General features: G+C 44.2%; 23 protein-coding genes. 12 read left to right on the top strand and 11 right to left on the bottom strand.

Annotated elements, in window-relative coordinates:
* Positions 1-5: 5 nt before the first annotated feature.
* The 8 genes from ACWPOD_RS12500 to ACWPOD_RS12535 all read left to right on the top strand — a co-directional run bounded on the left by ACWPOD_RS12500 (position 6) and on the right by ACWPOD_RS12535 (position 10,557).
* On the top strand, positions 6-1,145 hold the full coding sequence (locus tag ACWPOD_RS12500; RefSeq protein WP_139051872.1) for a hypothetical protein: 1,140 nt from the start codon (positions 6-8) through the stop codon (positions 1,143-1,145).
* A 1-nt stretch (position 1,146) separates the two neighbouring features.
* Positions 1,147-2,271, top strand: coding sequence for a glycosyltransferase family 4 protein (locus tag ACWPOD_RS12505; RefSeq protein WP_456231925.1), 1,125 nt, complete (start codon positions 1,147-1,149; stop codon positions 2,269-2,271).
* The gene (locus ACWPOD_RS12510; RefSeq protein WP_456231926.1) at positions 2,255-2,866 is read left to right on the top strand and encodes a sugar transferase; all 612 of its coding nucleotides are present in this window, start codon (positions 2,255-2,257) and stop codon (positions 2,864-2,866) included. Before ACWPOD_RS12505 ends, ACWPOD_RS12510 begins: the two co-directional genes overlap by 17 nt.
* Complete coding sequence (locus tag ACWPOD_RS12515; protein WP_456231927.1) at positions 2,859-3,491, top strand: acetyltransferase; 633 nt, start codon at positions 2,859-2,861, stop codon at positions 3,489-3,491. The genes ACWPOD_RS12510 and ACWPOD_RS12515 overlap by 8 nt, the downstream gene beginning before the upstream one ends.
* Positions 3,492-3,524: 33 nt before the next feature.
* Positions 3,525-4,700, top strand: coding sequence for a DegT/DnrJ/EryC1/StrS family aminotransferase (locus ACWPOD_RS12520; RefSeq protein WP_456231928.1), 1,176 nt, complete (start codon positions 3,525-3,527; stop codon positions 4,698-4,700).
* 281 nt (positions 4,701-4,981) lie between these two features.
* Positions 4,982-6,970, top strand: coding sequence for a polysaccharide biosynthesis protein (locus ACWPOD_RS12525; protein WP_053809487.1), 1,989 nt, complete (start codon positions 4,982-4,984; stop codon positions 6,968-6,970).
* Positions 6,971-7,138: 168 nt separating this feature from the next.
* Entirely contained in the window at positions 7,139-9,238 is a 2,100-nt protein-coding gene (locus tag ACWPOD_RS12530; protein WP_456231929.1) for a YjbH domain-containing protein, read from the top strand.
* A 152-nt stretch (positions 9,239-9,390) separates the two neighbouring features.
* The gene (locus ACWPOD_RS12535) at positions 9,391-10,557 is read left to right on the top strand and encodes a nucleotide sugar dehydrogenase (protein ID WP_006742480.1); all 1,167 of its coding nucleotides are present in this window, start codon (positions 9,391-9,393) and stop codon (positions 10,555-10,557) included.
* A 95-nt stretch (positions 10,558-10,652) separates the two neighbouring features.
* On the opposite strand, the gene tpiA is transcribed toward ACWPOD_RS12535, so the two are convergent.
* Positions 10,653-11,423: a triose-phosphate isomerase gene (gene tpiA, locus ACWPOD_RS12540; RefSeq protein ID WP_005384863.1), complete on the bottom strand. Its 771-nt coding sequence runs from the start codon at positions 11,421-11,423 to the stop codon at positions 10,653-10,655.
* Positions 11,424-11,692: 269 nt separating this feature from the next.
* Between tpiA and ACWPOD_RS12545 the strand changes: the two genes are divergently transcribed.
* The 3 genes from ACWPOD_RS12545 (at position 11,693) to ACWPOD_RS12555 (ending at position 13,356) form a co-directional block, all read left to right on the top strand.
* Complete coding sequence (locus tag ACWPOD_RS12545; protein ID WP_199803674.1) at positions 11,693-12,040, top strand: 5-carboxymethyl-2-hydroxymuconate Delta-isomerase; 348 nt, start codon at positions 11,693-11,695, stop codon at positions 12,038-12,040.
* A gap of 216 nt (positions 12,041-12,256) precedes the next feature.
* Entirely contained in the window at positions 12,257-12,679 is a 423-nt protein-coding gene (locus ACWPOD_RS12550; protein ID WP_047009013.1) for a DUF805 domain-containing protein, read from the top strand.
* Positions 12,680-13,089: 410 nt separating this feature from the next.
* Entirely contained in the window at positions 13,090-13,356 is a 267-nt protein-coding gene (locus ACWPOD_RS12555) for a GIY-YIG nuclease family protein (RefSeq protein WP_371131107.1), read from the top strand.
* Here ACWPOD_RS12555 and ACWPOD_RS12560 read toward each other — a convergent pair.
* The 3 genes from ACWPOD_RS12560 to glpX all read right to left on the bottom strand — a co-directional run bounded on the left by ACWPOD_RS12560 (position 13,350) and on the right by glpX (position 15,874).
* On the bottom strand, positions 13,350-13,700 hold the full coding sequence (locus ACWPOD_RS12560; protein ID WP_456231930.1) for a DUF3135 domain-containing protein: 351 nt from the start codon (positions 13,698-13,700) through the stop codon (positions 13,350-13,352). The two genes, ACWPOD_RS12555 and ACWPOD_RS12560, sit on opposite strands and share 7 nt — an antisense overlap.
* A gap of 160 nt (positions 13,701-13,860) precedes the next feature.
* Positions 13,861-14,481, bottom strand: a complete 621-nt coding sequence (locus tag ACWPOD_RS12565) for a helix-turn-helix transcriptional regulator (RefSeq protein ID WP_456231931.1) — start codon at positions 14,479-14,481, stop codon at positions 13,861-13,863.
* A gap of 385 nt (positions 14,482-14,866) precedes the next feature.
* Positions 14,867-15,874, bottom strand: a complete 1,008-nt coding sequence (glpX, locus tag ACWPOD_RS12570) for a class II fructose-bisphosphatase (RefSeq protein ID WP_005383180.1) — start codon at positions 15,872-15,874, stop codon at positions 14,867-14,869.
* Between the two features lie 348 nt (positions 15,875-16,222).
* On the opposite strand from glpX, the gene zapB reads away from it, so the two are divergent.
* Complete coding sequence (gene zapB, locus ACWPOD_RS12575; protein WP_005379536.1) at positions 16,223-16,465, top strand: cell division protein ZapB; 243 nt, start codon at positions 16,223-16,225, stop codon at positions 16,463-16,465.
* Between the two features lie 135 nt (positions 16,466-16,600).
* Here the strand turns inward: zapB and rraA are convergent, their stop codons facing one another.
* The 7 genes from rraA to priA all read right to left on the bottom strand — a co-directional run bounded on the left by rraA (position 16,601) and on the right by priA (position 24,907).
* Positions 16,601-17,110 (bottom strand): ribonuclease E activity regulator RraA, encoded by a 510-nt coding sequence (gene rraA / locus ACWPOD_RS12580; RefSeq protein ID WP_170902420.1) that lies wholly within the window; start codon positions 17,108-17,110, stop codon positions 16,601-16,603.
* A gap of 76 nt (positions 17,111-17,186) precedes the next feature.
* A complete protein-coding gene (locus ACWPOD_RS12585; protein ID WP_005397953.1) occupies positions 17,187-18,104 on the bottom strand; it encodes a 1,4-dihydroxy-2-naphthoate polyprenyltransferase in 918 nt (305 codons plus the stop codon).
* A gap of 474 nt (positions 18,105-18,578) precedes the next feature.
* Positions 18,579-19,910 (bottom strand): HslU--HslV peptidase ATPase subunit, encoded by a 1,332-nt coding sequence (hslU, locus tag ACWPOD_RS12590; protein ID WP_006742475.1) that lies wholly within the window; start codon positions 19,908-19,910, stop codon positions 18,579-18,581.
* A gap of 23 nt (positions 19,911-19,933) precedes the next feature.
* On the bottom strand, positions 19,934-20,485 hold the full coding sequence (gene hslV, locus ACWPOD_RS12595) for an ATP-dependent protease subunit HslV (protein ID WP_033905999.1): 552 nt from the start codon (positions 20,483-20,485) through the stop codon (positions 19,934-19,936).
* 115 nt (positions 20,486-20,600) lie between these two features.
* A complete protein-coding gene (gene ftsN / locus ACWPOD_RS12600) occupies positions 20,601-21,149 on the bottom strand; it encodes a cell division protein FtsN (protein ID WP_053809480.1) in 549 nt (182 codons plus the stop codon).
* 224 nt (positions 21,150-21,373) lie between these two features.
* Complete coding sequence (gene cytR / locus ACWPOD_RS12605) at positions 21,374-22,402, bottom strand: DNA-binding transcriptional regulator CytR (protein ID WP_254901949.1); 1,029 nt, start codon at positions 22,400-22,402, stop codon at positions 21,374-21,376.
* Positions 22,403-22,705: 303 nt separating this feature from the next.
* On the bottom strand, positions 22,706-24,907 hold the full coding sequence (priA, locus tag ACWPOD_RS12610) for a primosomal protein N' (protein ID WP_272164862.1): 2,202 nt from the start codon (positions 24,905-24,907) through the stop codon (positions 22,706-22,708).
* Positions 24,908-24,948 lie beyond the last annotated feature (41 nt).

The raw sequence follows: 24,948 nt of genomic DNA on the forward strand, positions 1-24,948 counted from the left end.
GGTGTATGGGGTATAATTTATCTTTGTTAGGAAGTGTATGGGGAGTCGTTTCTGCGTGCATTATTTTCTTCTTTGGTTTGTTGGTTTCCTACTTTTTAAGTAAAAAACTCAATCTTTCTTCAAATTATTGCTGTTTTTTGTACCTTTATCATACGGCGTTCTGCCTGGTCTATTTAAACATTGTTAATAATAGTGGTGGGGATGCGTTAACATATTATTTGCGTTCTAGTGAGCCATTGTTAGATTTTAGGCCCGGCACAATCGCAGTGATATATTTTTCATCGCTAATTAATATCTTTGAAGTAGGCCCGTTAAGTATGTCTTTAGTATTTAATATTTTTGGCTACCTGGGGGTTTTGTTGTTTTATGCTGCGGTAATAAATATTGTGGACTCTTGGAGAAATGTAACTTTAATTTTTGTTAAGTGTCTATTTCTTTTACCTTCCATGCATTTCTGGACATCTGGTATTGGTAAAGATTCATTATTTTTCTTTTCTGTTGGTTTGCTGATATATTCTTCTTTGAATATCAGTAAAAATTTATTTCTCCTAGTATGTGTTATTTCTATAATGATGCTTGTTCGACCTCATATGGCCGGAGTTTGCATAATAGCTTTGTCATTGTCTTTGATATTCTCTAGAAATATATCTTTAATTCTTAGAGTTGGAATACTCATTATCTCTTTAGGCATGACAAGTTTGATTATTCCTTTTGGCTTAAAATATGCTGGGGTTGAAGGTGGTGTTTCTGGTGTAGATGCTTACATCGAGACCCGAGAGACAAAAAACACCTCCGGGGGAAGTTCGATCGATTTAACATCAATGTCTATGCCAGAGAAGTTTTTCTCATATTTATTTAGACCATTGCCTTATGAGGTTAGCGGTATTTCACAATTCTTAGCTTCTGTCGATAACCTTATCTTAATGGCGGTTTTATTTTACGCCGTTTTATGTAAAGTGAGATATAGAAGGTATAAACATAGTTTTTCTTTAGGAATTTTATTTTTCTACGCGTTAGGTTCACTCTCTATATTATCTCTTACTTCGGCTAACCTGGGGATAGCTGTTCGTCAAAAATGGATGTTTATGCCTATCTTATTGTTTATTTCTCTCTATTTTATTTTAAATTATGAAAAGAAAAATTAAAATGAAGATTATGTTCATAGGCGCATTGCCATCCTCACTATATAACTTTAGAGGGGAATTGATAAAAAGCATTCATTTTTCTCAACTAAAAGTAGTCACGGTTGCTTCTGGTGCAAAGAAACGTGAAATAGATATAATCGAGGCTTTACCATCAAATTATATCGATATTCCTATAAATAGAAATGGTTTAAACCCTTTTAAGGATTTATATACGGCTTTAGAGTTTTTTCTAATGTTTAAAAAACACTCCCCAGAGCTAGTGTTGGCTTATACAATCAAGCCAATAATTTGGGGAGGGCTTGCTGCTAAATTTGCAAATATCCCTTCTTTTTACGCGATGATCACGGGGCTTGGCTATGCCTTTCAAAAAGGTGGGGTGGCAAAGAACTTACTTAATGTTCTTGTTAAGTTCTTATATCGTTCCGCTTTAAAGAAATCGAAAGGCGTTATTTTTCAGAACAGAGACAACATGCAAGTCTTTATTGATGAAGGTATTGTCCCAAAAGAAAAATGTTTTCTCGTAAATGGTTCGGGGGTCGATCTCAGCCATTACAGCTTATCTCCTTTACCTTCTACTCCACACTTTCTGTTAATTGCCCGGTTACTAGGCGATAAAGGGATAAGAGAATACGCTCAAGCTGCTAAGTTAGTTAAGCAGAAGTATCCTGAAGCGGTATTTGAGTTAGTTGGCCCTGAAGACCCATCTCCTGATGGTATCAAGCTTGATGAGGTTCACCAATGGACTGAGTCGGGAGCGATTAAATACAGTGGCGCAACCACCGATGTGCGTCCATTTATTGAAAACTGCGCTATTTATGTACTGCCCTCTTATCATGAAGGAATGCCTCGTACAGTGTTAGAGGCGATGGCGATGGGTAGACCAATCTTAACCACGGATGTGCCAGGTTGCAGAGAAACGGTAATTGATGGCGAAAATGGTTGGTTAGTTGAAAAAGCCAATGCAGAACAGCTTGCAGAAAAAATGATCTGGTTTATCGAGAACCAAGACAAGTGGCAGGAAATGGGCAAAAGCAGTCACGATATGGCATATGAAAAATTTGATGTCCATAAAGTTAATGCGGAAATTTTAAAAATCATGGGATTATCTAATGAAAAGGATATTTGATTTCACGGCTTCTTTATTTGCCCTTATTTTACTTTCACCAATTATCGCGTTCGTGGCTTGGAAAATACGCAAGAATTTAGGCTCGCCAGTGTTGTTTCGTCAAACACGTCCTGGTTTGAATGGCAAACCATTTGAAATGGTTAAGTTCCGTACCATGAAAGACGCGGTCGATGCACAAGGAAATCCACTTCCTGATTCCGAGCGAATGACTCCGTTCGGATACAAATTGAGAAACTCGAGCCTCGATGAGCTTCCGGAGTTGTGGAACGTATTGAAAGGTGAGATGAGTTTAGTGGGGCCACGTCCTTTATTAATGCAGTACTTACCGCTTTATAGTAAAGAGCAAGCGAGACGTCACGAAGTCAGGCCTGGCGTAACGGGCTGGGCTCAAATTAATGGGCGTAATGCGATTAGTTGGGAAGATAAGTTTAAGCTCGATGTCTGGTATGTCGATAATCGTAACCTGTGGCTAGATATCAAAATTCTGTTCCTAACCGTTAAAAAAGTGCTTGTGAAGGAAGGAATATCGGCAGATGGCCATGTCACGATAGAACCTTTTACTGGTCAATCAAAGCAGAGCGAAATCCATGAATAGAACTTGCGCAATTTTAGGCGCTAGTGGTCACGGTAAAGTCGTTGCTGAAATTGCGGAGCTAAATGGTTATACAAACATTGAGTTTTTTGATGACCGCTGGCCAGAGTTGCAAAATGTTGAGCATTGGCCAGTCAAAGGGAATTCCGAAGTCTTGTTAAAGATAGCGGCACAGTTTGATCTAACGGTGATCGCAATCGGCAATAATAAAGTCAGGTTAGAAAAGCAGAAGCAACTGAGTATAGCTGGCGCTAAATTCTCTGTACTAGAGCACCCTAGGGCCACAATTAGTCGGCATAGTCAGCTTGATAAAGGTACGGTGGTCATGGCTGGTGCTGTCATCAATCCTTTTGTCAAAGTTGGTAAAGCATGCATTATTAACACTGCCTCAACGATAGATCATGACTGCCATTTAGCGGATGGTGTACATGTTAGCCCTGGCTGTAATCTTGCGGGCGGGGTAACTGTCGGGGAAGGTTCTTGGCTCGGTATCGGAAGCCAAGTTAAACAACTTATTTCCATTGGTACGGGCGTAATGGTAGGAGCCGGCGCGACTGTCGTTAACCATGTACCAGATTTGCAAACTGTTGTGGGTACGCCTGCACAGCTCGTAAATAAGTCAAAATAACATTCTTAGAATAATTTTTATTTAGGTGACATCGTGCTTAATACTCCATTTTCTCCATGGCCTTCTTTTACTCAAGAAGAAGCAGATGCAGTTAGTCGTGTACTACTGTCAAACAAAGTAAACTACTGGACGGGTAGTGAGTGCCGTGAGTTCGAAAAAGAATTCGCAGCTTGGGTTGGATGTGATCATGCTGTTGCACTAAGCAACGGTACCCTTGCACTCGATGTCGCGCTTAAAGCGTTAGCGATTGGTGAAGGGGATGAGGTTGTTACGACGCCTAGAACGTTTCTTGCTTCTGCGTCTTCTATTGTTACGGCTGGCGCCAACCCTGTGTTCGCGGATGTGGATCTCAATAGCCAAGCCATCACGGCAGAGTCAATTGAAGCGGTGCTAACCCCTAAGACGAAAGCGGTCATCGTTGTTCATTTAGCTGGCATGCCTGCAGAAATGGATGCCATTATGACACTTTCAGAAAAACATGGTTTTTATGTTATTGAAGATTGTGCCCAAGCACATGGTGCAAAATACAAAGGGCGCAGTGTAGGTACAATTGGTCACATTGGTGCTTGGTCATTCTGTCAAGATAAGATCATGACCACAGGCGGTGAAGGTGGCATGGTGACCACGAATGATAAAGATTTGTGGTCAAAAATGTGGTCTTACAAAGATCATGGTAAAAACTATGACGCGATTTATAACCGTCAACATCCACCGGGCTTTCGCTGGTTGCACGACAGCTTTGGAACCAACTGGCGTATGACTGAGCTACAAGCCGTGGTTGGTCGTATTCAATTGACTCGCATGTCAGAATGGACGGCAAAACGTCAAGCCAATGCGGCACAACTCGATGAGGCAGTTGCAGATCTCAATATCGTTCGCCGTGTTCACGTGCCTGAGCATTCGCAGCACGCAGAATACAAACACTACCTATTTGTTGAGCCTGAACACTTGGCAGAGGGCTGGACGAGAGATCGCATTGTGGAAACCATTGTAGAACGTGGCGTTCCGGCTTATCAGGGTAGCTGCTCTGAGGTGTATTTAGAAAAAGCATTTGATAACACGCCATGGCGACCAGAAAAACGCCTACCAAATGCGGTGCAGTTAGGGGAGACCAGTTTGATGTTTTTGGTCCATCCGACACTAACACCAGAAGAAGTTGCTAAAACCAGCTGCGTGATCCGTGAAGTGTTGTTAGAGGCGCAGAAGTAAACCTGTTCAGTCTGAGTGGGACACATAAATAACAATGCCTTAACGCATCGTTATCTATAATTTTTTCCTACCAATGCGTCCCACCACTTGATGAAAAATGTAAAACGTCTGTTACGCATATTGCTTAAAAGATGCGATGCAGCGAGATAATATGCAAATAATGGTTCTATACATAATCATCAGGTTGTATAATCTTTGCTCAGGCTATCTCATAACATTAACTAGCATTACCACCAAACTCTTAAAAAATAAACTTGGGGTAATGAGGCTTACATACTGTCATGATTGAAAATAATTCCAAACTTAACGTCATTTGGTCTTTACCGAGATATCAAAAGCGCCTTATTAGTATCGGAGTGGATTTCTTTATTATCTCTGCTGCTTTTATGTTTGCTTATTGGTCTCGCATCGGTGAGTTCCGTTCACTTCCAGATACAAGCAGTCACTACGTATTGCTTGCCACCGTTGTTTGTACCCTTGCTGTCTTTGTCGCGTTTGGCCTCTACCGAGCGGTATTACGCTATTTAGGCTTTCATGTGCTGGCAGTCGTCGGGTTAGGTACTATTCTATCTGCGCTTTGTGTGGCCAGTTTTGCTTTCGCATTCGATGCCCAATTACCACGCTCGATTCCTTTTATTTATGCCGCTTTTCTAGCAATAGGGGTAGGGACTAGCCGTCTGTTAGTAAGAAGTTTGGTTGCTCAATCGGTACATAAGGCCGGAGATCCAGTCCTCATTTATGGTGCAGGTAGTGCTGGTCGTGAGCTTGCGTTTGCGCTGCGACAATCAGAAACCTACCGAGTTATCGGCTTTGTGGATGAAGATAAAACCCTGCAAAACACAATGTTAATGGGTTATCGAGTCTATACCGCAGATAATGCGATAAAGGCGATCAGAAAGCATGAAGTGAAAAAAATCTTACTTGCCATTCCTAGCGCTTCGAATAAACGCCGTAAGGAGGTTTTGGATCGAATCTCTAAACTTCCGGTTGAAATCCAAACCGTTCCTGATATGAAAGATATCCTTACGGGTAAGGCGAAAATTGATGAACTGAAAGAGGTTCCGATTGGTGATTTGTTAGGTCGTGATCCTGTTCAGCCGCAACAAGTTTTGATGGAAGCAAACATCAAGAACCAAGTGGTCATGGTGACGGGAGCTGGTGGCTCAATTGGTTCTGAGTTATGTCGTCAGATTTTGAACTACTCACCAAAATCATTGATCTTATTTGAGCTGTCTGAGTTTGCCTTGTATCAGGTTCACAGTGAGCTAAGCCAAATCATCAAGGCTAAGAAGCTAAACATTGTAGTCGTGCCTCTAGTTGGCTCTGTACAGCGACAAAATCGTTTAGAAACCACCATGAAGGCGTTTGAAGTGGACACGGTTTACCATGCCGCAGCGTATAAACATGTTCCGCTGGTGGAGTATAACGTTGTTGAGGGTGTGCGAAACAACGTATTTGGCACTTACTACACAGCGCAAGCTGCGATTGATGCTGGTGTGAAGAATTTCGTTCTCATTTCTACCGATAAAGCCGTTAGACCAACGAACGTCATGGGGGCGACTAAACGCATGGCTGAGTTGGGGTTACAAGCGTTGGCGGAGCAACAAAATCGAATTCGTGAGAGCAACCCAAACCTTGGCACGCGCTTTTGTATGGTGCGCTTTGGTAATGTACTGGGTTCGTCAGGCTCGGTAATTCCTGTATTCAAAAGACAAATTGAAAAGCGAGAGCCTATTACGGTCACTCATAAAGACATTACTCGATACTTTATGACGATCCCGGAAGCTGCTCAGTTGGTCATTCAAGCTGGGGCAATGGGTAAAGGTGGCGATGTGTTTGTTCTCGATATGGGGGAGCCAGTTAAGATTGTCGATCTAGCGAAGAATTTGGTTTACCTGTCAGGCCTTGAAGTTAAAGATGAAAACAATCCTCATGGCGATATAGAAATTCTCTTCACTGGTTTGAGGCCTGGAGAGAAGTTATATGAAGAGCTGTTGATTGGGGATGATAATGTTTCCGAAACTGCACATGCTCGAATTATGACAGCCCAAGAAAGTTACTTGCCATTGAAAGAGTATGAGACCTTGATCGACAAGCTCGATGTTGCTTGCCACAACTTCCAACACGAAGTGATTCGTCGTTTACTGCTCGAGGCCCCTACAGGTTTTAACCCAGTAGATGGCATTGAAGATCTTGTATGGAAGCAAAATACTCGCACTGCGGAGTTATATACTTTTGAACCAAAGCAAAGTAATGCAAGTGAAACTTGATGCTTTTATTTGATTGGTAAATAATAGAAAAATTAATAAGATATGCTTTCGTGATGCTCGCTGTGGAGATTTACCTATGACGAGCCCAGTATCGGCATATTGCAATCTCAAAAAGGCACTTCTGAGTGCCTTTTTCTGTATTCAATACATTAACAGTGGCTAAAACTGATGGCACAGAAAACGATAAAAACAGGGATAGCAGCATTATCGCTGCCGCTACTGGTAAGTACCTCCCTTACCGCTCACGAGCTGGAAACGTTACCTTCCAACCAAAGCTTTACAGGTTTAACTTTTACGCCTAATGCGCAGTCGTTAAACTATGGTGACTTTTCATTTACGTATGCGCAAGGCTTGCCATTTCGAACGGCAGTTCAAGATTTGGATTCTCTTAAGTTTTCGTTTGGCATGCTTGAGGGGTTAGAGGCCCACGGAAGAATTGTCACTGATGATTACACCTCAAACTGTTTTTACGATTGTGGAGACATTCGTGATCTATCGATGTCTTTCAAATATCAGGTTCCTAACTTTTGGGGGGCGGAGAATCTAGACTTTGCTTTGGGTATTCAGGACTTGGGAGGGGCTGGTAACCAGTTCAGTACTAAATATGCGGTCGCGGACTACTCTTTCGACTTTGCTCCAGTTCGAGTGTCGGCAGGCTACGGGCTTTCTGATATCGAGTTGGGTGTAATGGATGGCCCATTCGGTGGTATTGAGTATCAACCATTGAGCTTTTTACAGGTCAGTGGGGAATACGATGCTGTGGAGTTCAACTCATCGGTGAAACTTTTTACCCCACAAGGCACACTGCCTTATGATGTGACAGCTTCGCTCAGTTATCAGCTATATTCAGGCCACAATACAGATGAGCAAAATATCTGGAACGCGGCACTTTCAGTACCGTTAGTCACCGGGTACACGCGTTCTCGCGATTACTCTCGCAATAATGTCACGTTGATGGAAAGGCTGTCTTTGGAGCAGAAGAAAGCCAAAGAGGCTTCTATCTCTACTTTGGTGAGCACGCTTCGTAATGAAGGCTTCGTGAATATTCAAATTGGTCTGTTGAACCAAACGACGGTAGTTGCACTAGAGAACCGTCGTTATAACCATAACCAAGTTGACGGTTTAGGTGTTGCTATGGGGATCATTTCTAGTCACCTAGGTCAAAATGCCGTATCAGAAGTGGGCGGTGAGTCGGAGCGCATTGAGCTAATTATGCTCGCAAACCAAAAGCCTGTTGTTAGTGTGCAAGCGAATTCGTCTTGTTATCAAAGTTTTATCAATGGTTCTGCTGCGTGCGAGGATATTAAGTTCACGACACGAGATTTAGCCGAGAAACTTGAGCTGGTTAATTGGAAAACAGAGCGCGTAAATAGCGGTGTACTAGACTCTCAACTTGTTTTTTCACCTATGGTTCGCCATGCCGTTGCGACAGAGTTTGGGGTCTATGACTACTCTTTTGCGATGTCGAGCAACTTATATACCTATCTTTGGTCAGGTGCTGCTGTCGATGTTCGCCATATTCTGCCGTTAGCAGAAAGTGACGATTATGAAAAATGGGGATACTTTGAGGATAGCGCGTACGAGAATGATATCGAGCGCGCAATGTTGCATCAATTCTTCCGTTTGCCTTATGTCGATATCGCGAACCAAGTATCCGTCGGTTTGGCGAAAACAGATTATATTGGCGCGAGAAGTGAATCAACATGGTTTTCTCAGTCCGGTGCGCATGCCTTTAGCTTAGAAATGAGTTATTTCCAGCACGTTGATGAGAAAGATGAAAATGGATACGAGACTCTCGATCGTCAAACTTCGCTAGCTCGCTATACTTTCTCAATGCCTGAATGGGATTGGCAGTTTAACGCGACAGCGGGTGAGTTTTGGCGAGGTGATGTCGGTGCCAAGCTAACAACCTCTCATTGGTTTGAGGATATTGAGGTTTCCGCTACTTATCAGGTTACTAAGTACAAAGATACTGATGAAGAGCAGTTTGTGGCTGTTTCAGTCAAGCTACCATTAACACCTTGGCGCGATATGTCTCCTGGTTTGTTGCAGGTTCGAGGCAACGAGGCCTATGACTTTAATGTGATGACACGAGTAGGCAATGATGTGAATTACTTAAGTGATGGACAAGGTGATGAGCTTATCATGGACAACAGCATGCTACGTCGTTACTTCAACCGTGGCCGCTATGGTAGTGATTACTTTGAAGAGAATAAGATTCGCTTACGTAATGCCTACCTGCGTTACCTATCAACTCAGTTAGACTAAACCCATAGAGTAATACGATGTGCAAAAAGCGGCCAATGAGCCGCTTTTTTATTTTCTAATGTATGAAGCTTAGGTTGCACAATATTGTTTCACTATCCAAAAATTAAAACTATTGATATTCTGATATAAGAACTAAAGATTAGGGTATTGGAATGAAAATAGCGGTTGCCGGTACGGGGTATGTCGGGCTCTCTAATGCGATGTTGTTAGCCCAAAACCACCAAGTTGTTGCACTTGATATTATAGAAAAAAAAGTTGAGCTTCTTAACAACAAATGCTCACCTATTGTAGATAAAGAAATTGAAGATTTTCTTTCTAATAGAAAACTAGACTTTACTGCTACCACGGATAAAGCGTTTGCCTACAAAGGGGCCGATTTTGTTGTTATAGCTACGCCAACGGATTATGACCCACAAACCAACTACTTTAATACTGCTTCCGTCGAAGCGGTGATAAAGGATGTAATGGCGATTAACCCAAGTGCTGTAATGGTGATTAAATCTACAGTACCAGTGGGTTACACTGCGCGTATTAAGCAAGAGCTAGGTTGTGAAAACATTATTTTCTCACCAGAATTCCTGCGTGAAGGAAAGGCACTTTTCGATAACTTGCATCCTTCTCGTATAATTGTCGGGGAGCGTAGTGCGCGTGCTGAGACATTCGCCAACCTTCTCGTTGAAGGAGCGATAAAAGAAGATATCCCAGTCCTGTTTACTGACTCTACAGAAGCAGAAGCGGTTAAGTTATTCTCAAATACTTACCTTGCGATGCGCGTAGCTTATTTCAATGAGCTAGACTCTTACGCTGAGGCACATAATCTTGATTCTCGCCAAATTATAGAAGGTGTTGGCTTGGACCCGCGTATTGGTAACCACTACAACAACCCTTCGTTTGGATATGGCGGTTATTGTCTGCCAAAAGATACCAAGCAACTTCGTGCAAACTATCAAGATGTCCCAAACAGTATTATTGGGGCCATAGTGGAAGCCAATCGAACTCGTAAAGACTTTATTGCTGAGTCTATTCTCAAACGAGAACCTAAAGTGGTAGGGATCTACCGTTTGATAATGAAAGCCGGCTCAGATAATTTCCGAGCTTCGTCTATTCAAGGTATTATGAAGCGTATCAAGGCAAAGGGTATTGAAGTGGTGGTGTATGAGCCAGTACTTCAGGAGGATGAATTCTTTAACTCACGTGTAATCAACGATCTGAATGAGTTTAAACAAAGTGCAGATGTGATTGTTTCTAACCGTATGGTTGAAGAACTTGCTGATGTGGCTGATAAAGTTTATACGCGAGACCTATTTGGTAGTGATTAGACTTTAGTTACGATGATCGTGTGTAATATAACACGCAAACAAAAAGGGATGCATGATGCATCCCTTTGTTATTTCGAATCTGAGTAAAAACGAGATTAAGCTTTTGCTTTTGCCGCTGCTTTAGCGATTGCCGCGAAGCTTTTCGCGTCTAGAGAAGCGCCGCCAACTAGAGCACCGTCGATGTCTGGTTGTGAGAAGTAAGCTTCAGCGTTTTCTGGCTTAACAGAACCACCGTATTGGATGATTACTTGTGCTGCAACTGCTTCGTCTTTCGCAGCGATAAGTGCGCGGATAGAAGCGTGGATGCGTTGTGCATCTTCAGCGGTTGCTGCTTTACCAGTACCGATAGCCCAGATTGGTTCGTAAGCGATGATTGCGCCGTTTAGAGCTTCAACACCGTAAGTGTCGATAACTGCGTTGATTTGACGTGCACATACAGCTTCAGTTTCGCCAGCTTCGTTTTGCGCTTCAGATTCACCGATACAGAAAACAGGTGTTAGGCCGTTTTCTTTTAGGAAGTTGAATTTCTTAGCGATAAACTCGTCAGATTCGTTGTGGTATTCACGACGCTCTGAGTGACCGATGATGATGTGAGTAGCACCGAAATCTTTCAGCATTTCTGGAGACATATCGCCAGTGAACGCACCGCTGTTGTTTAGGTCAGTGTTTTGAGCACCTAGGATGATCTTGTTACCGCCTTCAGCGATTACGCGCTCTGCTAGGTCGATGTAAAGTGCTGGTGGAGCGACTGCTACGTCAACACCTTCAACGCCTTCAAGCTCAGCGTTAAGACCAGTTAGCAGCTCAGTTACCATTGCTTTGCTGCCGTTTAGTTTCCAGTTACCCATCACTACAGGACGACGCATAGGAATATCTCCCTTATCTTTAATGTAAATAGTCAATTAATGTAAAAAATCTACGTAGGAATATAACAGAATAATGTGAACAGATCATGATTGGCGTCATGTCTTGTCCGGCTTTCTTTACTGATTCGACCAAGCATCGATCCTGTTATTTTTGTCAAAAGCAATCGATTGGTGATCACGTAGACAGAATGATAGTTCATTCCTCGGAAATTGCTGCTGAGATTGGTATTACTACGCGCTGGAATTAATAGTTGTAGAAAGGAATCAAAATGCCAAATCTCGTTTTAGAGTATTCAAACTCGGTGGAAGAACGTGTCAATGTTCAGGGGTTGCTGGAGGATTTACATAAAACGGCGTTAGAGAGTGGCTTTTTTGAACTCGCGTCAGTGAAATCTAGAACGCTCAGGTGCCACAATTGGTTAATTGGGGAAGAGGGCGATAGCCTCGACTTTATCCATATCAACTTTGATTTGCTATCTGGCCGCTCCCAAGAACAAAAGCGAGAGCTGTCACGAGCCTTGATGGCGACACTTCAAGAGCAAGCCAGTCACGTGCACAGCTTAACGGTCAATATCCGAGACATGGACGTAGACAGCTTCCAGAAGGTAGTGAATTAGGTTGAACCGAGTTTCTTGAGAGCAGTGAGCAGGGTTAAGTATCGTTAGATGCAGGGTACTGAAAGCTAATAGGCCTTATCGAGCGTTTATCGTTGCTTGAGCTTAGTCTCGCTCTGCTTGTTATAACGGCACTATTGGCGCTTACACAGCAGGTGTACTTTCCAAACCATATCGACTCGGCTAATCTATAACCTTTCTATTTTGGGGTAAAATTTGATGTCGACTAAAGAGTTACTGTTTTCTTTTCAAGGACGTATAAACCGTAAAACCTACTGGATTTGGAACGTCATTTACTATGTCTCTATTCTAGGTTTTGGTGCTGGAATCAGTAAGCTATTTCCTACTTTCTCCTATTTACTTCTCCCTATTTTCTTGGTGATTTTGTTAATCCCTGATTTGGCGATCACCACCAAGCGTTGGCATGACCGCAACAAATCAATCTATTGGCTAGCACTGAATATTCCGTTGATTATCGGGCGAATCGCTACGCCAATGACTAGCCCTGTTGCACAAGAGCCGTCGACACCGCAAATGTTCGTTGCTTCCATTTCTCTGATTTGTGGTTTATGGATTCTAATTGAATGTGGCTTATTAAAAGGAACATCAGGACCAAACCAATATGGCCCTGAGCCGGAGTAATCGCTTCAAGTAACGTGCGCGCTGAAAGTAGATTCTTAGTCTCGCTGAGGCTCGCTAGAATGACGAGCTTTTTTGATCTAGAGCTTGCTATTTTAACCGTCATTCTGAACAGTGAGGGACGAGCATGATTCAGAATCTATCGTCCGCTTGAGCTGTGGCTAAGGTGAGCGGGAGAGAATAGGAGCTTGCTGTTACCAGATTCTTAGTCTCGCTAAGGCTCGATAGAGTGACGAGCTATTTTGATTTAGAGGCTGTTAAACTCACCGTCATTCTGAACAGCGAGGGACGAGTGTGATTCAGAATCTACGCACAGAGCGCTCCGAGTTTGAACTGAGCGAGTGAATTACAATGGAAAAGTAACAGCGAATCATGAAGGAGAATGAATCATCGATAGGACACCTTGCGTTTATATCCTAACGTCAAACAACAACGCCGTTCTTTACATTGGTGTTACCAGTCAGCTGCCTCAAAGAATATGGCAGCATAAAAACGGAGTAGTTGAGGGATTTACCAAGAAATACAACGTTCATAAGCTCGTTTACTTTGAGTTATTCGAAGATATGGCAACTGCCATAAACCGAGAAAAGCAGCTCAAGCAGTGGAAGCGTGAGTGGAAGTTAGCCTTGGTAAGAGAAACGAACCCTAACTTTCTCGATCTATCTACTGAGTATCAGTAAAAATCATCCCTACCTTTAAATGCCTCTAAACTAACCACATCCGCTTTTTGAGTCGGTGCCGTTTCCCCTTGTAGCGTAGCTCTGAACTTCACGACCTGCTTTTGTAATTCGTTCATCAATACCACATTGGTGTGGTGAGGGTTTTTACACGTGCTGATGACCCTATCGATGTGGCTTTGCTGAGCCCACAGCCTTTCTTGCATGTTTTCTGATGCGCTTTCGATCATCTCTTTTGCCATGTCATGACGAAATTGCTCAAAAGCTTCTGGATCTCGCTCTGCCATTCGAACCATTTCATCGAATGGCGGAAGCGTTTGAGAAGAGTAGTGACGTAGAGTAGACATCAATGTTCTCCAAATCCTTATGGAAATTGCCTTTAGTTACTAAAAGCCTATACCACTAGAAAGAGGAGAGAGGATGAATTCTTCAGCCGTCTCACTTATAAGAGAAGCTTTCAAGCTTGAGATTGAATAAGTGCGGCATGTCGATGTTTGGTTGTGGTGGTTACTGCAGTTGTTGGATGCGGTAAACGCAGCGTCTTTGGCCACTAATGATGTGTTCGGTACGCTCTACTTTGGTGTCACGTCCAAGTAAAGACTGAAAGACACTTAATTCTGATTGGCACAAGCTTGGGCAGCGAGTTGCGGCTTTACAAATCGGACAGTGATTTTCGATCAAGATAAATCCGTTCTCATCTTGCTCAAGCTCGGCCATATAGCCTTCTTGCTCTCTTAATGTGACAAGTGTTTCTAGTTTGCTTTGCAGAGAGTCGCATTGCTCAAGATGCTGAAGATAACTTTGTAACGTGAGTTTTTCCCTCTCTGATGTGACTTTTTCCAGTCCATCTTTGCCAAAGATATGTTCGACAGCTTCTATAAACTGAATGGTCAACTCACCGTGACGGTCAGCAAATTGCTCATGACCTTTTTGAGTGAGAGACCAATGACGAGCAGGGCGACCGACTTTTACTTTTACGTCATAGATAGAAAGAATGCCATCATCTTCTAAACTTTGCAGGTGCTGACGAGCCCCCATGGTTGTCATACCTAGCTCAGAGGAGAGTTGTTTTGCAGTGACGGAACCATCACGCTTAACGATTTGCAATATCCTATCTACGGTCTTCATATACCCACCATTTATACGTCAGTACATATTATGCGCGATAGGGTTAGTAAAGAAAAGTGTTGACTTAATTTGAGTGGGGATCTGTTGGGTCTATGTTCATGCGAACCAATATATATCGCCACTCTGAACAGCGAGAAACGAGTGTGCTTCAGAATCTATCGTTCGGTTGTGCAATGGTTATGGTGAGAGGGAGAGAATAGGAGTTTGTTACTACTAGATTCTTAGTCTCGCTGGAGCTCGCTAGAATGACGAAATCTTTTGATTTAGAGCTAATTAAAGTAACCGTCATTCTGAACAACGAGGAACGAGGTGATTCAGAATCTATTGCCCGGCTGTGCGGAAAGAAAGGCTCACACTCAGATTGAGCGAGAGCCTCGAGAAATGCTTAAAGAATAATATCACGCACTTCTGGATCTTTACGATCTAGGTAGTGAGTCGACTTAATACGACGAATAGTACGGCATCGACCACGCACGAGAAGCGTTTCTGTGGTTGCGATATTGCCTTGGCGAGAGATGCCTTCTAGCAAGTCACCTTTAGTAATGCCTGTTGCTGAGAATACCACGTTGTCGCTGCGTGCCATGTCTTCCATTTTGAGGACAACATTCGCTTTTACGCCCATTTCATCGCAGCGTTTTAGTTCGTCTGCGCCGTATATGCGGTTTTCTTCAGTATCGCCTTTTACTTCGTGACGCGGAAGTAGACGACCGTGCATGTCACCGTCTAGCGCTCGAATCACCGCGGCTGAGACGACCCCTTCTGGCGCGCCGCCAATACAGTACATCATGTCCACTTCACTGTCTGGCATACAAGTCAGAATAGAGGCAGCCACGTCACCATCAGGCACCGCAAAGACACGTACGCCCATTGCTTGCATTTCTGCAATAACGTCATCGTGGCGAGGTTTCGCAAGGGTAATAACGACTAGGGTATCAAGTGGTTTGTTCAGGGCTTTTGCTACGTTCTCTAGGTTCTCTTTTAACGGCTTTTCTAAGTCAATCACGCCTTTTGCACCTGGGCCAACAACCAGTTTTTCCATGTACATATCTGGCGCTTTAAGAAAGCTGCCTTTCTCACCTGCGGCAAGTACGGCTAGTGCGTTCGATTGTCCCATTGCCGTCATACGCGTCCCTTCAATCGGGTCGACAGCGATATCTACTTCATCACCACCAATACCCACTTGCTCACCAATGTATAGCATTGGCGCATCATCGATTTCACCCTCACCAATGACAATTTCACCACTGATATCTGTTTTGTTCAGTAGGGTGCGCATAACTTCAACAGCTGCGCCATCGGCTGCATTTTTATCGCCACGGCCAAGCCATTTGTAACCAGCCAAAGCTGCACCTTCAGTCACACGGGAAAATGCCATTGCTAAATCGCGTTTCATGATGTCTCCAAGTAAGCAAGAGGGAAGAAGAGTTTGCGCGGCGATTCTATCACAACGTAGGGTAAACGTTTGCCTTTTTGCGGAGCTTTTACTTTATCTAACTTGAATTTGATCAATACTTAGGGCGATTTTCAGCGTGGCGGGAGGCAAAATCCTTGCTCAAAAATGCTTCGGCGATAAGAAAAGTCAGCGTTTAGTGAGATTGCGCTGATTTTTTGACCGAATGATGCAAAATATCGAATATAGTGAGTGTTTCTCATCGCGACGCTGAGTAGAATGAACCTTATATAGGTTAGGTGTGCATCAATCTCGCACATCGTCCCAACGGAATAACATAGGTAGGCCAAGATGTCTTTTGAAGTACTAGAACAACTAGAATCTAAAATTCAAACTGCAGTTGACACAATCACTCTTCTTCAGATGGAAGTCGAAGAGCTGAAAGAAGATAAAGCAAAACTTGCGGAAGAAGCGAACGAGCTTCGCTCTCAACGAGAAGAGCTAGAGCAAAAAGCACAACAAGCACAGCAAGAGCATGCGCAATGGCAAGAGCGCATTCGTGCACTACTTGGCAAAATGGACGAAGTGGAATAATCCGGCTTCTTCATTCCAAATTAAAAACACCCGCGTTAAGCGGGTGTTTGTGTTTTGGGCAAGTTGAAAATCGTTGGGACAAGCTCGATTCTGATAGCCAAGAGAAGGTCCTATAACTTAGGTACCTAAGACTCGTTATTCTTCTTCTTCATCCAACTCTAAATCAATATTCAATGGCTCAGGCGACAGGATGATCCCAGTGCTATCAGCATAAATATAATCTTCAGGTAAGAAGCTGACGCCGCCAAAGTTGACTGGTACATCTAATTCGCCGATACCCTGGCTGGTCGCTCCAACAGGAATAGAAGCGAGGGCTTGAATGCCTAAGTTCATATCTTCAAGTTCATCTACTTCACGAACACAGCCGTAAACGACAATGCCTTCCCACTCGTTTTCTTCCGCAATAGTTGCGATTTCTGCATCGATAAGGGCTTTACGTAGGGAACCGCCACCGTCAATTAACAAAACGCGACCAAGTCCATCTTGCTCTAATGTCTCGCGGATCAACGAATTATCTTCAAAACACTTGATGGTGGTGATTTGCCCGGCAAATGAAGCGCGACCGCCAAAATTACTGAACATTGGTTCAACCACATCTACCTGATCGAGGTAGATATCACAGAGTGCTGAGGTATTGTATTCCATAGCGTACCTTTCTAAACAGAAATTGGTTGTCTTTGAGTATATCTAGGCATTAAGTCAATGCAATGACAATCCTTTTTTAACTTACTAGAGTTTGAGCTACCACAATTGTTGCAAACAAAACGTTGGTGACTAAAGAACATTTCACGATGACTGGCATCATTGGTGCTATCTGAGCGGGCTTTTGTGTATGCCAAACCGCTTTACCATGATCGGCCACGAAATAAATACTAAGTAAAAATGGCAAGCTAATCCAAACGGGTTTGTCTTGAATTAACAAGTAAGCCGCAAAGGCAAGAATAGCACCGCCAAGTAAAACAAAGTGGTACTGCTTGGCTTTGCGTTGACCCAAACGCACTGCGACCGTGCGTTTACCACACTCTCGGTCGTTCTCGATATCACGCATATTGTTGATGTTGAGTACTGCAACGGCGAGCAAACCGCAGCCTAGAGCAGGTAAGAATAGCGTGGTATCTACGTGACCAGTATGCAAGAAATAGGTACCGGATACGCCGAGTAGACCAAAAAACAAGAAAACTGAAATATCGCCAAGCCCCACGTAACCGTATGGTTTGCTACCCATGGTATAAGCAATGGCTGCGAGAATGGCTAAAATTCCCAGCCCGATAAACGTCACAATGCTTTCTAGTGAGCTTAGTGAATAGAAAACTAACACTAAGCCAGAAATGGCGGTCAGAACGATGTTAAAGATAATCGCCTGTTTCATCTGTTTCGCACTTACCGCGCCAGACTGCATCGCTCGTAATGGGCCAAGGCGTTTGTCGTTATCTGTACCTTGAACGGCATCGCCATAGTCGTTTGCCAGGTTGGACAGAATTTGCAGTAACGTCGCGGTTACGAAAGCCATGATGGCAATTGTCAGTGAAAAATGACCCGCCGAGTAGGCGAGTACGCTACCCGTTAAGATAGAGACTAATGCCAGAGGTAGTGTTTTTGGGCGAGCGGCTTCAAGCCAGATCTGTAAAGATTGTTTCATGGAAATTTCGTGCTAGTAACCAATGTGCCCAGTATAAGCACAAAGAGGCAGATACGCTATTGACCTAAAACAACTCAACTAGAAGTCAAAGGGTGACGGAGAAGGAAAACAGTTTCGATATTTGAGGCAATAAAATAGCACTCTTTTTGGAAAGTGAAGGATACGGAGAACGCTGCTATTAGATTCTTAGTCTCGCTGGAGCTCGCTAGAATGACTAGGTCTTTTGATTTAGATGTTGTCAAAGTCACCGTCATTCTGAACAGCGAGGAACGAGTGTGATTCAGAATCTATCGTTCGGCTGTGCGGTGGTGAAGGTGAGAGCGGAAGAGTAGGCGTCTGCTGTTAGCAGATTCTTAGTCTCGCTTGAGCTCGCTAGAATGACCAGGCCTTTGATTTAGCTGTTGTCAAAGTCACCGCCATTCTAAACAAAAAGCCCAGAAACAAGGCTCTGGGCTTTGGTGGGATAGATTACGATTAAAGAATAAAGCGGCTTAGATCTTCATCTTCAATCGTGTCGCCTAGGCGCTCTTTCACATAAGCGGCATCAATAACAAACTTCGCGCCAGATTGCTCCGCCGCGTCGTAAGAGATTTCATCCATTAAGCGTTCCATAACGGTGTGTAAGCGACGAGCACCGATGTTTTCTGTGCTTTCGTTGACCGTCCATGCCGCTTCCGCAATTTGCGTGATGCCATCTTCTGTGAACTCGATGTCCACATCTTCCGTTTTCATCAACGCAACGTACTGCTCTGTTAGAGAGGCTTTTGGCTCTGTCAGAATGCGTTTGAAGTCGTTGCTGCTTAGTGCTTCTAGCTCAACGCGAATTGGTAGACGACCTTGCAATTCTGGGATCAAGTCAGATGGTTTTGCCACTTGGAATGCACCAGATGCAACAAACAGAATGTGGTCTGTTTTTACCATGCCGTGCTTGGTTGATACCGTGCTGCCTTCAATCAATGGAAGTAGATCGCGCTGAACACCTTCGCGTGAAACGTCTGGGCCTGAGCTCTCACCGCGTTTACAGATCTTGTCGATCTCATCGATAAATACGATGCCGTTGTTTTCAACGTTGAAAATCGCAGCTTCTTTTAGCTCTTCTTGGTTTACCAGTTTCGCCGCTTCTTCTTCCGCTAACGCTTTCATTGCGTCTTTGATTTTCAGCTTACGCTTTTTCTTAGTGTCGCCTGCCAGGTTTTGGAACATGCCTTGCAGCTGGTTAGTCATCTCTTCCATACCTGGGGGCGCCATGATCTCTACGCCCATTTGTGGTGCGGCTACGTCGATTTCAATTTCTTTATCGTCTAGTTGGCCTTCACGCAGTTTCTTACGGAAGATCTGGCGAGTGTGAGAAGACTCTTCCGTTTGCTCTGCTTGACCCCAGCTATCACGTGCTGGTGGCAGTAGCGCATCAAGAATGCGTTCTTCCGCTTGCTCTTCAGCGCGGAATTTTACTTTTTCCATCGCTTGTTGATGCGTCATTTTTACCGCGACATCAGTCAGGTCACGGATGATGGTTTCAACTTCTTTACCAACGTAACCCACTTCTGTGAATTTTGTCGCTTCAACTTTGATGAATGGTGCATTTGCCAGTTTTGCTAGGCGGCGTGCTATTTCAGTCTTACCAACACCAGTAGGACCAATCATCAAAATGTTTTTTGGCGTCACTTCGGCACGCAAGCTTTCTTCAAGCTGCATACGGCGCCAGCGGTTACGAAGTGCAATCGCAACCGAACGCTTGGCTTTTTCTTGACCGATAATGTGGCGGTTCAATTCATGAACGATTTCGCGAGGCGTCATTTCAGACATATTCTTTCCTTACTTCGTTACGATTACGCGGTTGGTTTTTCAGGCTCTATTGTTGAGTCTAGCTCTTCTACCGTGTGGTGATGGTTAGTGAAGACACAAATATCACCCGCGATATTGAGGGCTTTTTCCGCGATCTCACGAGCATCTAGATCTGTGTTTTCTAGTAGGGCGGTTGCGGCTGCTTGTGCGTAAGCACCACCAGAGCCAATCGCAATCAGGTCGTGTTCTGGCTGTACGACATCACCATTACCAGTAATGATTAACGATGCGGTTTCGTCGGCAACGGCAAGCAAGGCTTCGAGCTTGCGCAGAGCACGATCGCTACGCCAGTCTTTGGCTAGCTCAACCGCAGCCTTAGTTAGGTGGCCTTGGTGCATTTGCAGCTTGCTTTCGAAGCGCTCAAAAAGGGTGAAGGCATCCGCAGTGCCGCCAGCAAAGCCCGCTAGTACTTGGTTGTTATATAAGCGGCGAACTTTGCGCGCATTACCTTTCATTACGGTATTGCCTAGAGATACTTGGCCATCACCCGCGATGACGACTTTATTATTTCGACGTACAGATACAATGGTAGTCACAGTCGACCTCTTGATTATTTCTCTTTGGATTTAATTCAGTATATGGGGGAGGGGAAATAGGGATTCAAGGGGGCAAAAAGAAAGGCCCTAGGATCTTAGCTCCTAGGGCCTGAGTTTAAAGATTTTCTTTCCAAATCGCACATGGCTCGATTTTCGCGCGTTGCAGTTTATGACGGTCACGTTCTGCATCACGTTTGAACTTATACGGACCTAGCACCACGCGATACCATGAACTGCCTTCTTTCTTACGAATCTTGCTCGACATCCCTTGGAACGCGATTGCAAGCTTACGCTCTTCTGCTTGCGCCTGGGTTTTGTAAGCACCACATTGCATGATGTAAGGAATTTTAGAAACTTCAATTTCTTTGGCCACAACTTCAACTTCACGTTTCGGTAGTGACTCGACATATTCCCACTTTTCTTCTGGTGGTGGCGGCAAATCTTTTTTCGGCTTTGGTTTGCTTACAGTGGTTGTTGGCTGCTTCACGACAGGTGGTTTGGGCTCTGGGTCGCTACTCAAAAGGTAAAGACCATAGCCAAAACCACCCACAAGCAAGATAGCGAGCAGGCCACTACGCCAAGGTTTTTTTCTTCTCGGCGGTTGTTTTTTTGTCGACTTTTTTGGGGCACCTCGCCCCCGTCTTACATAATCTCTATTTGCCACGGTTATTTCTGGTCATCAAGGATTCTTGCAAATATGTTAATCCAGAACGAGTTGAGAAAACACCCTATTGATAGAATCTTGATAGCTAAAGCGCGACAACGCCCGAGTGTAGGAGTGTGTTTCCGTTCTCGCTTATATTTATTCGGGGATATACAAAAAGCAGGAGGGGTAAATAAAAAGCGGCGCCTTAGCACCGCTTTGGGTATGAATACCTAATCTTTAGGTTAAGGGCGCTGTGGTGGCGCTGCACTTCCGCGAATGACGAGATTAGTTTCAAGCAAACGCGAGCCTGAATGCACGTCGTGGCCTTTTAACATCTCAAGCATCATTAGCATCGCTTGTCGACCAATCTCATAGCGAGGCTGAGAGATAGTGGTCAACGGCGGATCGCAGTACTGAGCGAAGTTAATGTCATCAAAGCCCACAACAGAGAGATCTTGCGGTACTCGTAAGCCAAGCTTTTTCGCTTCTTGAATTGCGCCGATGGCCATTGTGTCACAGTGACAGAAAATAGCTGTTGGTGGCTCAGGTAATTCGAGCAGTTTACGAACGGCTTTTGCTCCGCCATCAAAAGAGAACTCAGTAATGACACTATATTGTGGATCTTTATTGATGCCGGCACGGCGCAGGGCTTGTTGGTAGCCTTGCTGGCGGAACTGACACAATATTGCCGTATCTGGCCCCGAGATTTGCGCGATGCGTTTATGACCTAATTGGGTTAGGTAATTCACCGCTTCAAATGCTGAGGTCAGGTTGTCAATATGTACTGTCGGAAGTTCTAACTCTGGCGCAAATTCACACGCCATCACCATCGGAGGTAAGTTCTTTTGTTCTGGCTTACTGACATCGAACGGTAGATCTGTGCCAAGCAGTAGCATTCCATCCGCCTGCTTAGTAAATACGAGGTTAACGAAAGAACTTTCGCGTTTCTTCTGTTGTCCGCTATCGCCCAGCAGGACTAGATAGCCATGTTCCATGGCAGCATCTTCAATGCCGCGAATAATTTCAGAAAAATAAGGATCACAGATGTCGGGAACGATAGTGACAATGGTTTTTGATTCGTTTCTACGTAAGTTACGCGCTAATGAGTTTGGAGAATAACCCGCTTCAAGTACGGCATCTTCTACTCTTTTTCTCGTTGAAGAAGATACTTTTTCTGGGTTCATTAATGCTCGAGATACCGTAGCCGTAGACACTCCCGCAAGCTGGGCAACATCCTTCATTGTCGCCATAGTTTTTAACCTCTCGTTTATTTTTTGCCAAGATGACGTTATTCCGGTTTGAAATCATAGTAATCACGCTGAGTTAGAGCAGCGTTTGCTCTTCGCTCAGTTCGTGTTAACAAGTGGAAAAATGGATTCTTCACTGCGACATCAATTTGTGGGAATAGTCATTGTTTTAATCTAAGTCTGTGCGAACAAGTCACTTTAGACTTTTCTAATTTGGATAGTCTATTCATTTCTAAAGTGAAAGTTACGGTCTGTTTAACAAAAATTGCAATCCCGTCGTGACGCTCGTCACATTAAATGGTAATTCATTACATAGTTAAACGTTTGCTAGCTGAGATCTTGTGGCTCTATGTCTAAATTCCAGCGAACTTTCTTGGCATTTGGCAACAACTCAATAGCAGGTTTGGCACTGGTTAATAACTTTTGCATCAATGAACGATGCTGGGTTTGAAGTAACAGCTGCCAGCGATATTTGCCTGCACGTTTGGCGAGAGGTGATGGTGTTGGACCCAGCACCATGCAAGTGTCGTCAAATAAAGGATGCGATTCTAAGGTAAAGCGAACCTGACGTAAGAAGTCTTCAACTACCTCACTTTGGTTTGCTTCTGCTTTAAACAGAGTCAAGAAACTATAAGGCGGAAGCTGAGCCAGTTTGCGTTCTTCCAGAGCTGTCATAGCAAAGTGACGATAGTCTTTTTGAAGTAGGGCTTGCAGCAAGCTGTGCTCAGGATGGTGAGTTTGCAGGATCACTTCGCCAGGTTTACTTGCTCGGCCAGCACGACCTGCGACCTGAATAAACAGCTGAGCTAATCGCTCCGAAGCGCGAAAATCACTACTATACAAAGAGCCATCAACATCCAAAAGAGCAACGAGCGTTACATTTGGAAAGTGGTGCCCCTTAGCCAGCATTTGAGTGCCTATCAGTATTTGGTATTCACCTTTACGAATCGACTCAAGGGCATCTTCCAAGCTGCCTTTGCGACGTGTGCTGTCTCTGTCGATGCGAATGGCTTTGTATTCTGGAAATAACTGAGCCAATTGTTGTTCGAGCTGCTCAGTTCCTACGCCGACGGTAACCAGTTGAGTTGAACCACACCCCTGACACTGATGAATGACAGGTTGTTGTGAGCCGCAGTGGTGGCAGCGTATTTCGTTGCTGTAATGGTGGAACGTATAGTACGCATCACAGCGTTTACATTCTGCAATCCAACCACATTCATGGCACATCAAAGCGGGCGAGAAACCTCGGCGGTTAAGAAACAACATAACCTGATTACCCATTTTTAAGTGTTTGCGCATTTCGGCAATCAGTTGGGCGGATAAGCCACTTTCTAAATACTGACCTTTTACATCTAACACTTTATTGGTGGTTGGCACGGCAGAGCCAGCTCGTTGGGTGAGTGTTAAATGGTGATATTTACCAGACAGTGCATTATGTAGGGTTTCTAACGCTGGCGTCGCTGAGCCAAGGACAATCGGCACTTGCTCTTTATGGGCGCGCATGACAGCAACATCACGAGCGTGGTAACGCAAGCTGTCTTGTTGCTTATAAGAGGAGTCATGCTCTTCATCAACGATAATAATCCCCAAATCAGCAAAAGGTGTCAGTAGGGCTGAGCGCGTACCAATGATGATCCCCGCGGCTTTATCGCGAGCCGATAACCAGGCGTTCAAACGCTCTGTTTCATTCAAACCGGAATGAATCACATCTACCGGGACATTAAATCGATGTTTAAAGCGGTTGATGGTTTGGGGCGTTAGACCGATCTCAGGTACTAAAACTAATGCCTGTTTCCCTTGCTCTAGGACGGGCTTGATAAGGTTTAAGTAAACTTCTGTTTTACCAGAGCCAGTTACCCCCTCTAATAAATAGCAAGCAAAGCCTGTTTGGCTATTTACGCTTGCAATCGCGAGTGCTTGTTCATGGTTAAGCTTTGGTTTCTCTACCGTGCACTCTACATTTTGACTCCATTTCGTAATAACCGGCTTTTTCTCGATACGCTCGACCCAACCTTTTTCTTCGAGATTTTTTAAGATGGTCGAGTTTACTTCTTGATCCAAGAGTTCTTGATGCGAGATTGGGCCGTTGACCATCATTTGGAGTGCACGCTGTTGTTTTACTGCACGCCCAAGCCCTTGCATGAGCTTATTTCTTCCTGCTTCTGTCAGTTGCCATTCTTGTAGCGTTGCAAAGTCGGCCGGTTTGCCTTTCCTCAGCGCGGCAGGCATTGCATTGTGTAGAGTGTCACCTAGAGGGTACTGATAGAACTGGCTGCACCAATTTAGCAGAGAATAAAGCGTCTCTGGCCATATCGGTTGGGAGTCTAATACCGCTTTGATTGGCTTAAGCTGCTCTTTAGGAAAGTCGGAGTGGTTCACCATGGCGGTGACGATGCCGACTAAGGTTTGGCGTCCAAAAGGTACGGAAACGCGTCCACCAATGATCGGAAACAGGTGCCCCGGAATGGCGTAATCAAATTGTTTGTCGAGCGGAACGGGTAATGCCACTCTAGCAATGGTTGGACGCATAAATTCTTAGCTATTAAAAAGAGGGAAAGGAAATGAGAGTC

The organism is Vibrio sp. JZG120 (genome assembly GCF_053890955.1).

What these genes read in the sequence shown, in the direction of transcription:
- ACWPOD_RS12550 (WP_047009013.1), top strand. Translation starts at nt 12,257, where the DNA reads ATGTCGACTAAAGAGTTACTGTTTTCTTTTCAAGGACGTATAAACCGT.
- ACWPOD_RS12515 (WP_456231927.1), top strand. Translation starts at nt 2,859, where the DNA reads ATGAATAGAACTTGCGCAATTTTAGGCGCTAGTGGTCACGGTAAAGTC.
- ACWPOD_RS12585 (WP_005397953.1), bottom strand. Translation starts at nt 18,104, where the DNA reads ATGAAACAATCTTTACAGATCTGGCTTGAAGCCGCTCGCCCAAAAACA.
- glpX (WP_005383180.1), bottom strand. Translation starts at nt 15,874, where the DNA reads ATGAAACGCGATTTAGCAATGGCATTTTCCCGTGTGACTGAAGGTGCA.
- zapB (WP_005379536.1), top strand. Translation starts at nt 16,223, where the DNA reads ATGTCTTTTGAAGTACTAGAACAACTAGAATCTAAAATTCAAACTGCA.
- ACWPOD_RS12525 (WP_053809487.1), top strand. Translation starts at nt 4,982, where the DNA reads ATGATTGAAAATAATTCCAAACTTAACGTCATTTGGTCTTTACCGAGA.
- hslU (WP_006742475.1), bottom strand. Translation starts at nt 19,910, where the DNA reads ATGTCTGAAATGACGCCTCGCGAAATCGTTCATGAATTGAACCGCCAC.
- ACWPOD_RS12535 (WP_006742480.1), top strand. Translation starts at nt 9,391, where the DNA reads ATGAAAATAGCGGTTGCCGGTACGGGGTATGTCGGGCTCTCTAATGCG.
- tpiA (WP_005384863.1), bottom strand. Translation starts at nt 11,423, where the DNA reads ATGCGTCGTCCTGTAGTGATGGGTAACTGGAAACTAAACGGCAGCAAA.
- ACWPOD_RS12545 (WP_199803674.1), top strand. Translation starts at nt 11,693, where the DNA reads ATGCCAAATCTCGTTTTAGAGTATTCAAACTCGGTGGAAGAACGTGTC.
- ACWPOD_RS12565 (WP_456231931.1), bottom strand. Translation starts at nt 14,481, where the DNA reads ATGAAGACCGTAGATAGGATATTGCAAATCGTTAAGCGTGATGGTTCC.
- ACWPOD_RS12510 (WP_456231926.1), top strand. Translation starts at nt 2,255, where the DNA reads ATGAAAAGGATATTTGATTTCACGGCTTCTTTATTTGCCCTTATTTTA.
- ACWPOD_RS12500 (WP_139051872.1), top strand. Translation starts at nt 6, where the DNA reads ATGGGGTATAATTTATCTTTGTTAGGAAGTGTATGGGGAGTCGTTTCT.
- ACWPOD_RS12530 (WP_456231929.1), top strand. Translation starts at nt 7,139, where the DNA reads ATGGCACAGAAAACGATAAAAACAGGGATAGCAGCATTATCGCTGCCG.
- priA (WP_272164862.1), bottom strand. Translation starts at nt 24,907, where the DNA reads ATGCGTCCAACCATTGCTAGAGTGGCATTACCCGTTCCGCTCGACAAA.
- ACWPOD_RS12560 (WP_456231930.1), bottom strand. Translation starts at nt 13,700, where the DNA reads ATGTCTACTCTACGTCACTACTCTTCTCAAACGCTTCCGCCATTCGAT.
- rraA (WP_170902420.1), bottom strand. Translation starts at nt 17,110, where the DNA reads ATGGAATACAATACCTCAGCACTCTGTGATATCTACCTCGATCAGGTA.
- ACWPOD_RS12505 (WP_456231925.1), top strand. Translation starts at nt 1,147, where the DNA reads ATGAAGATTATGTTCATAGGCGCATTGCCATCCTCACTATATAACTTT.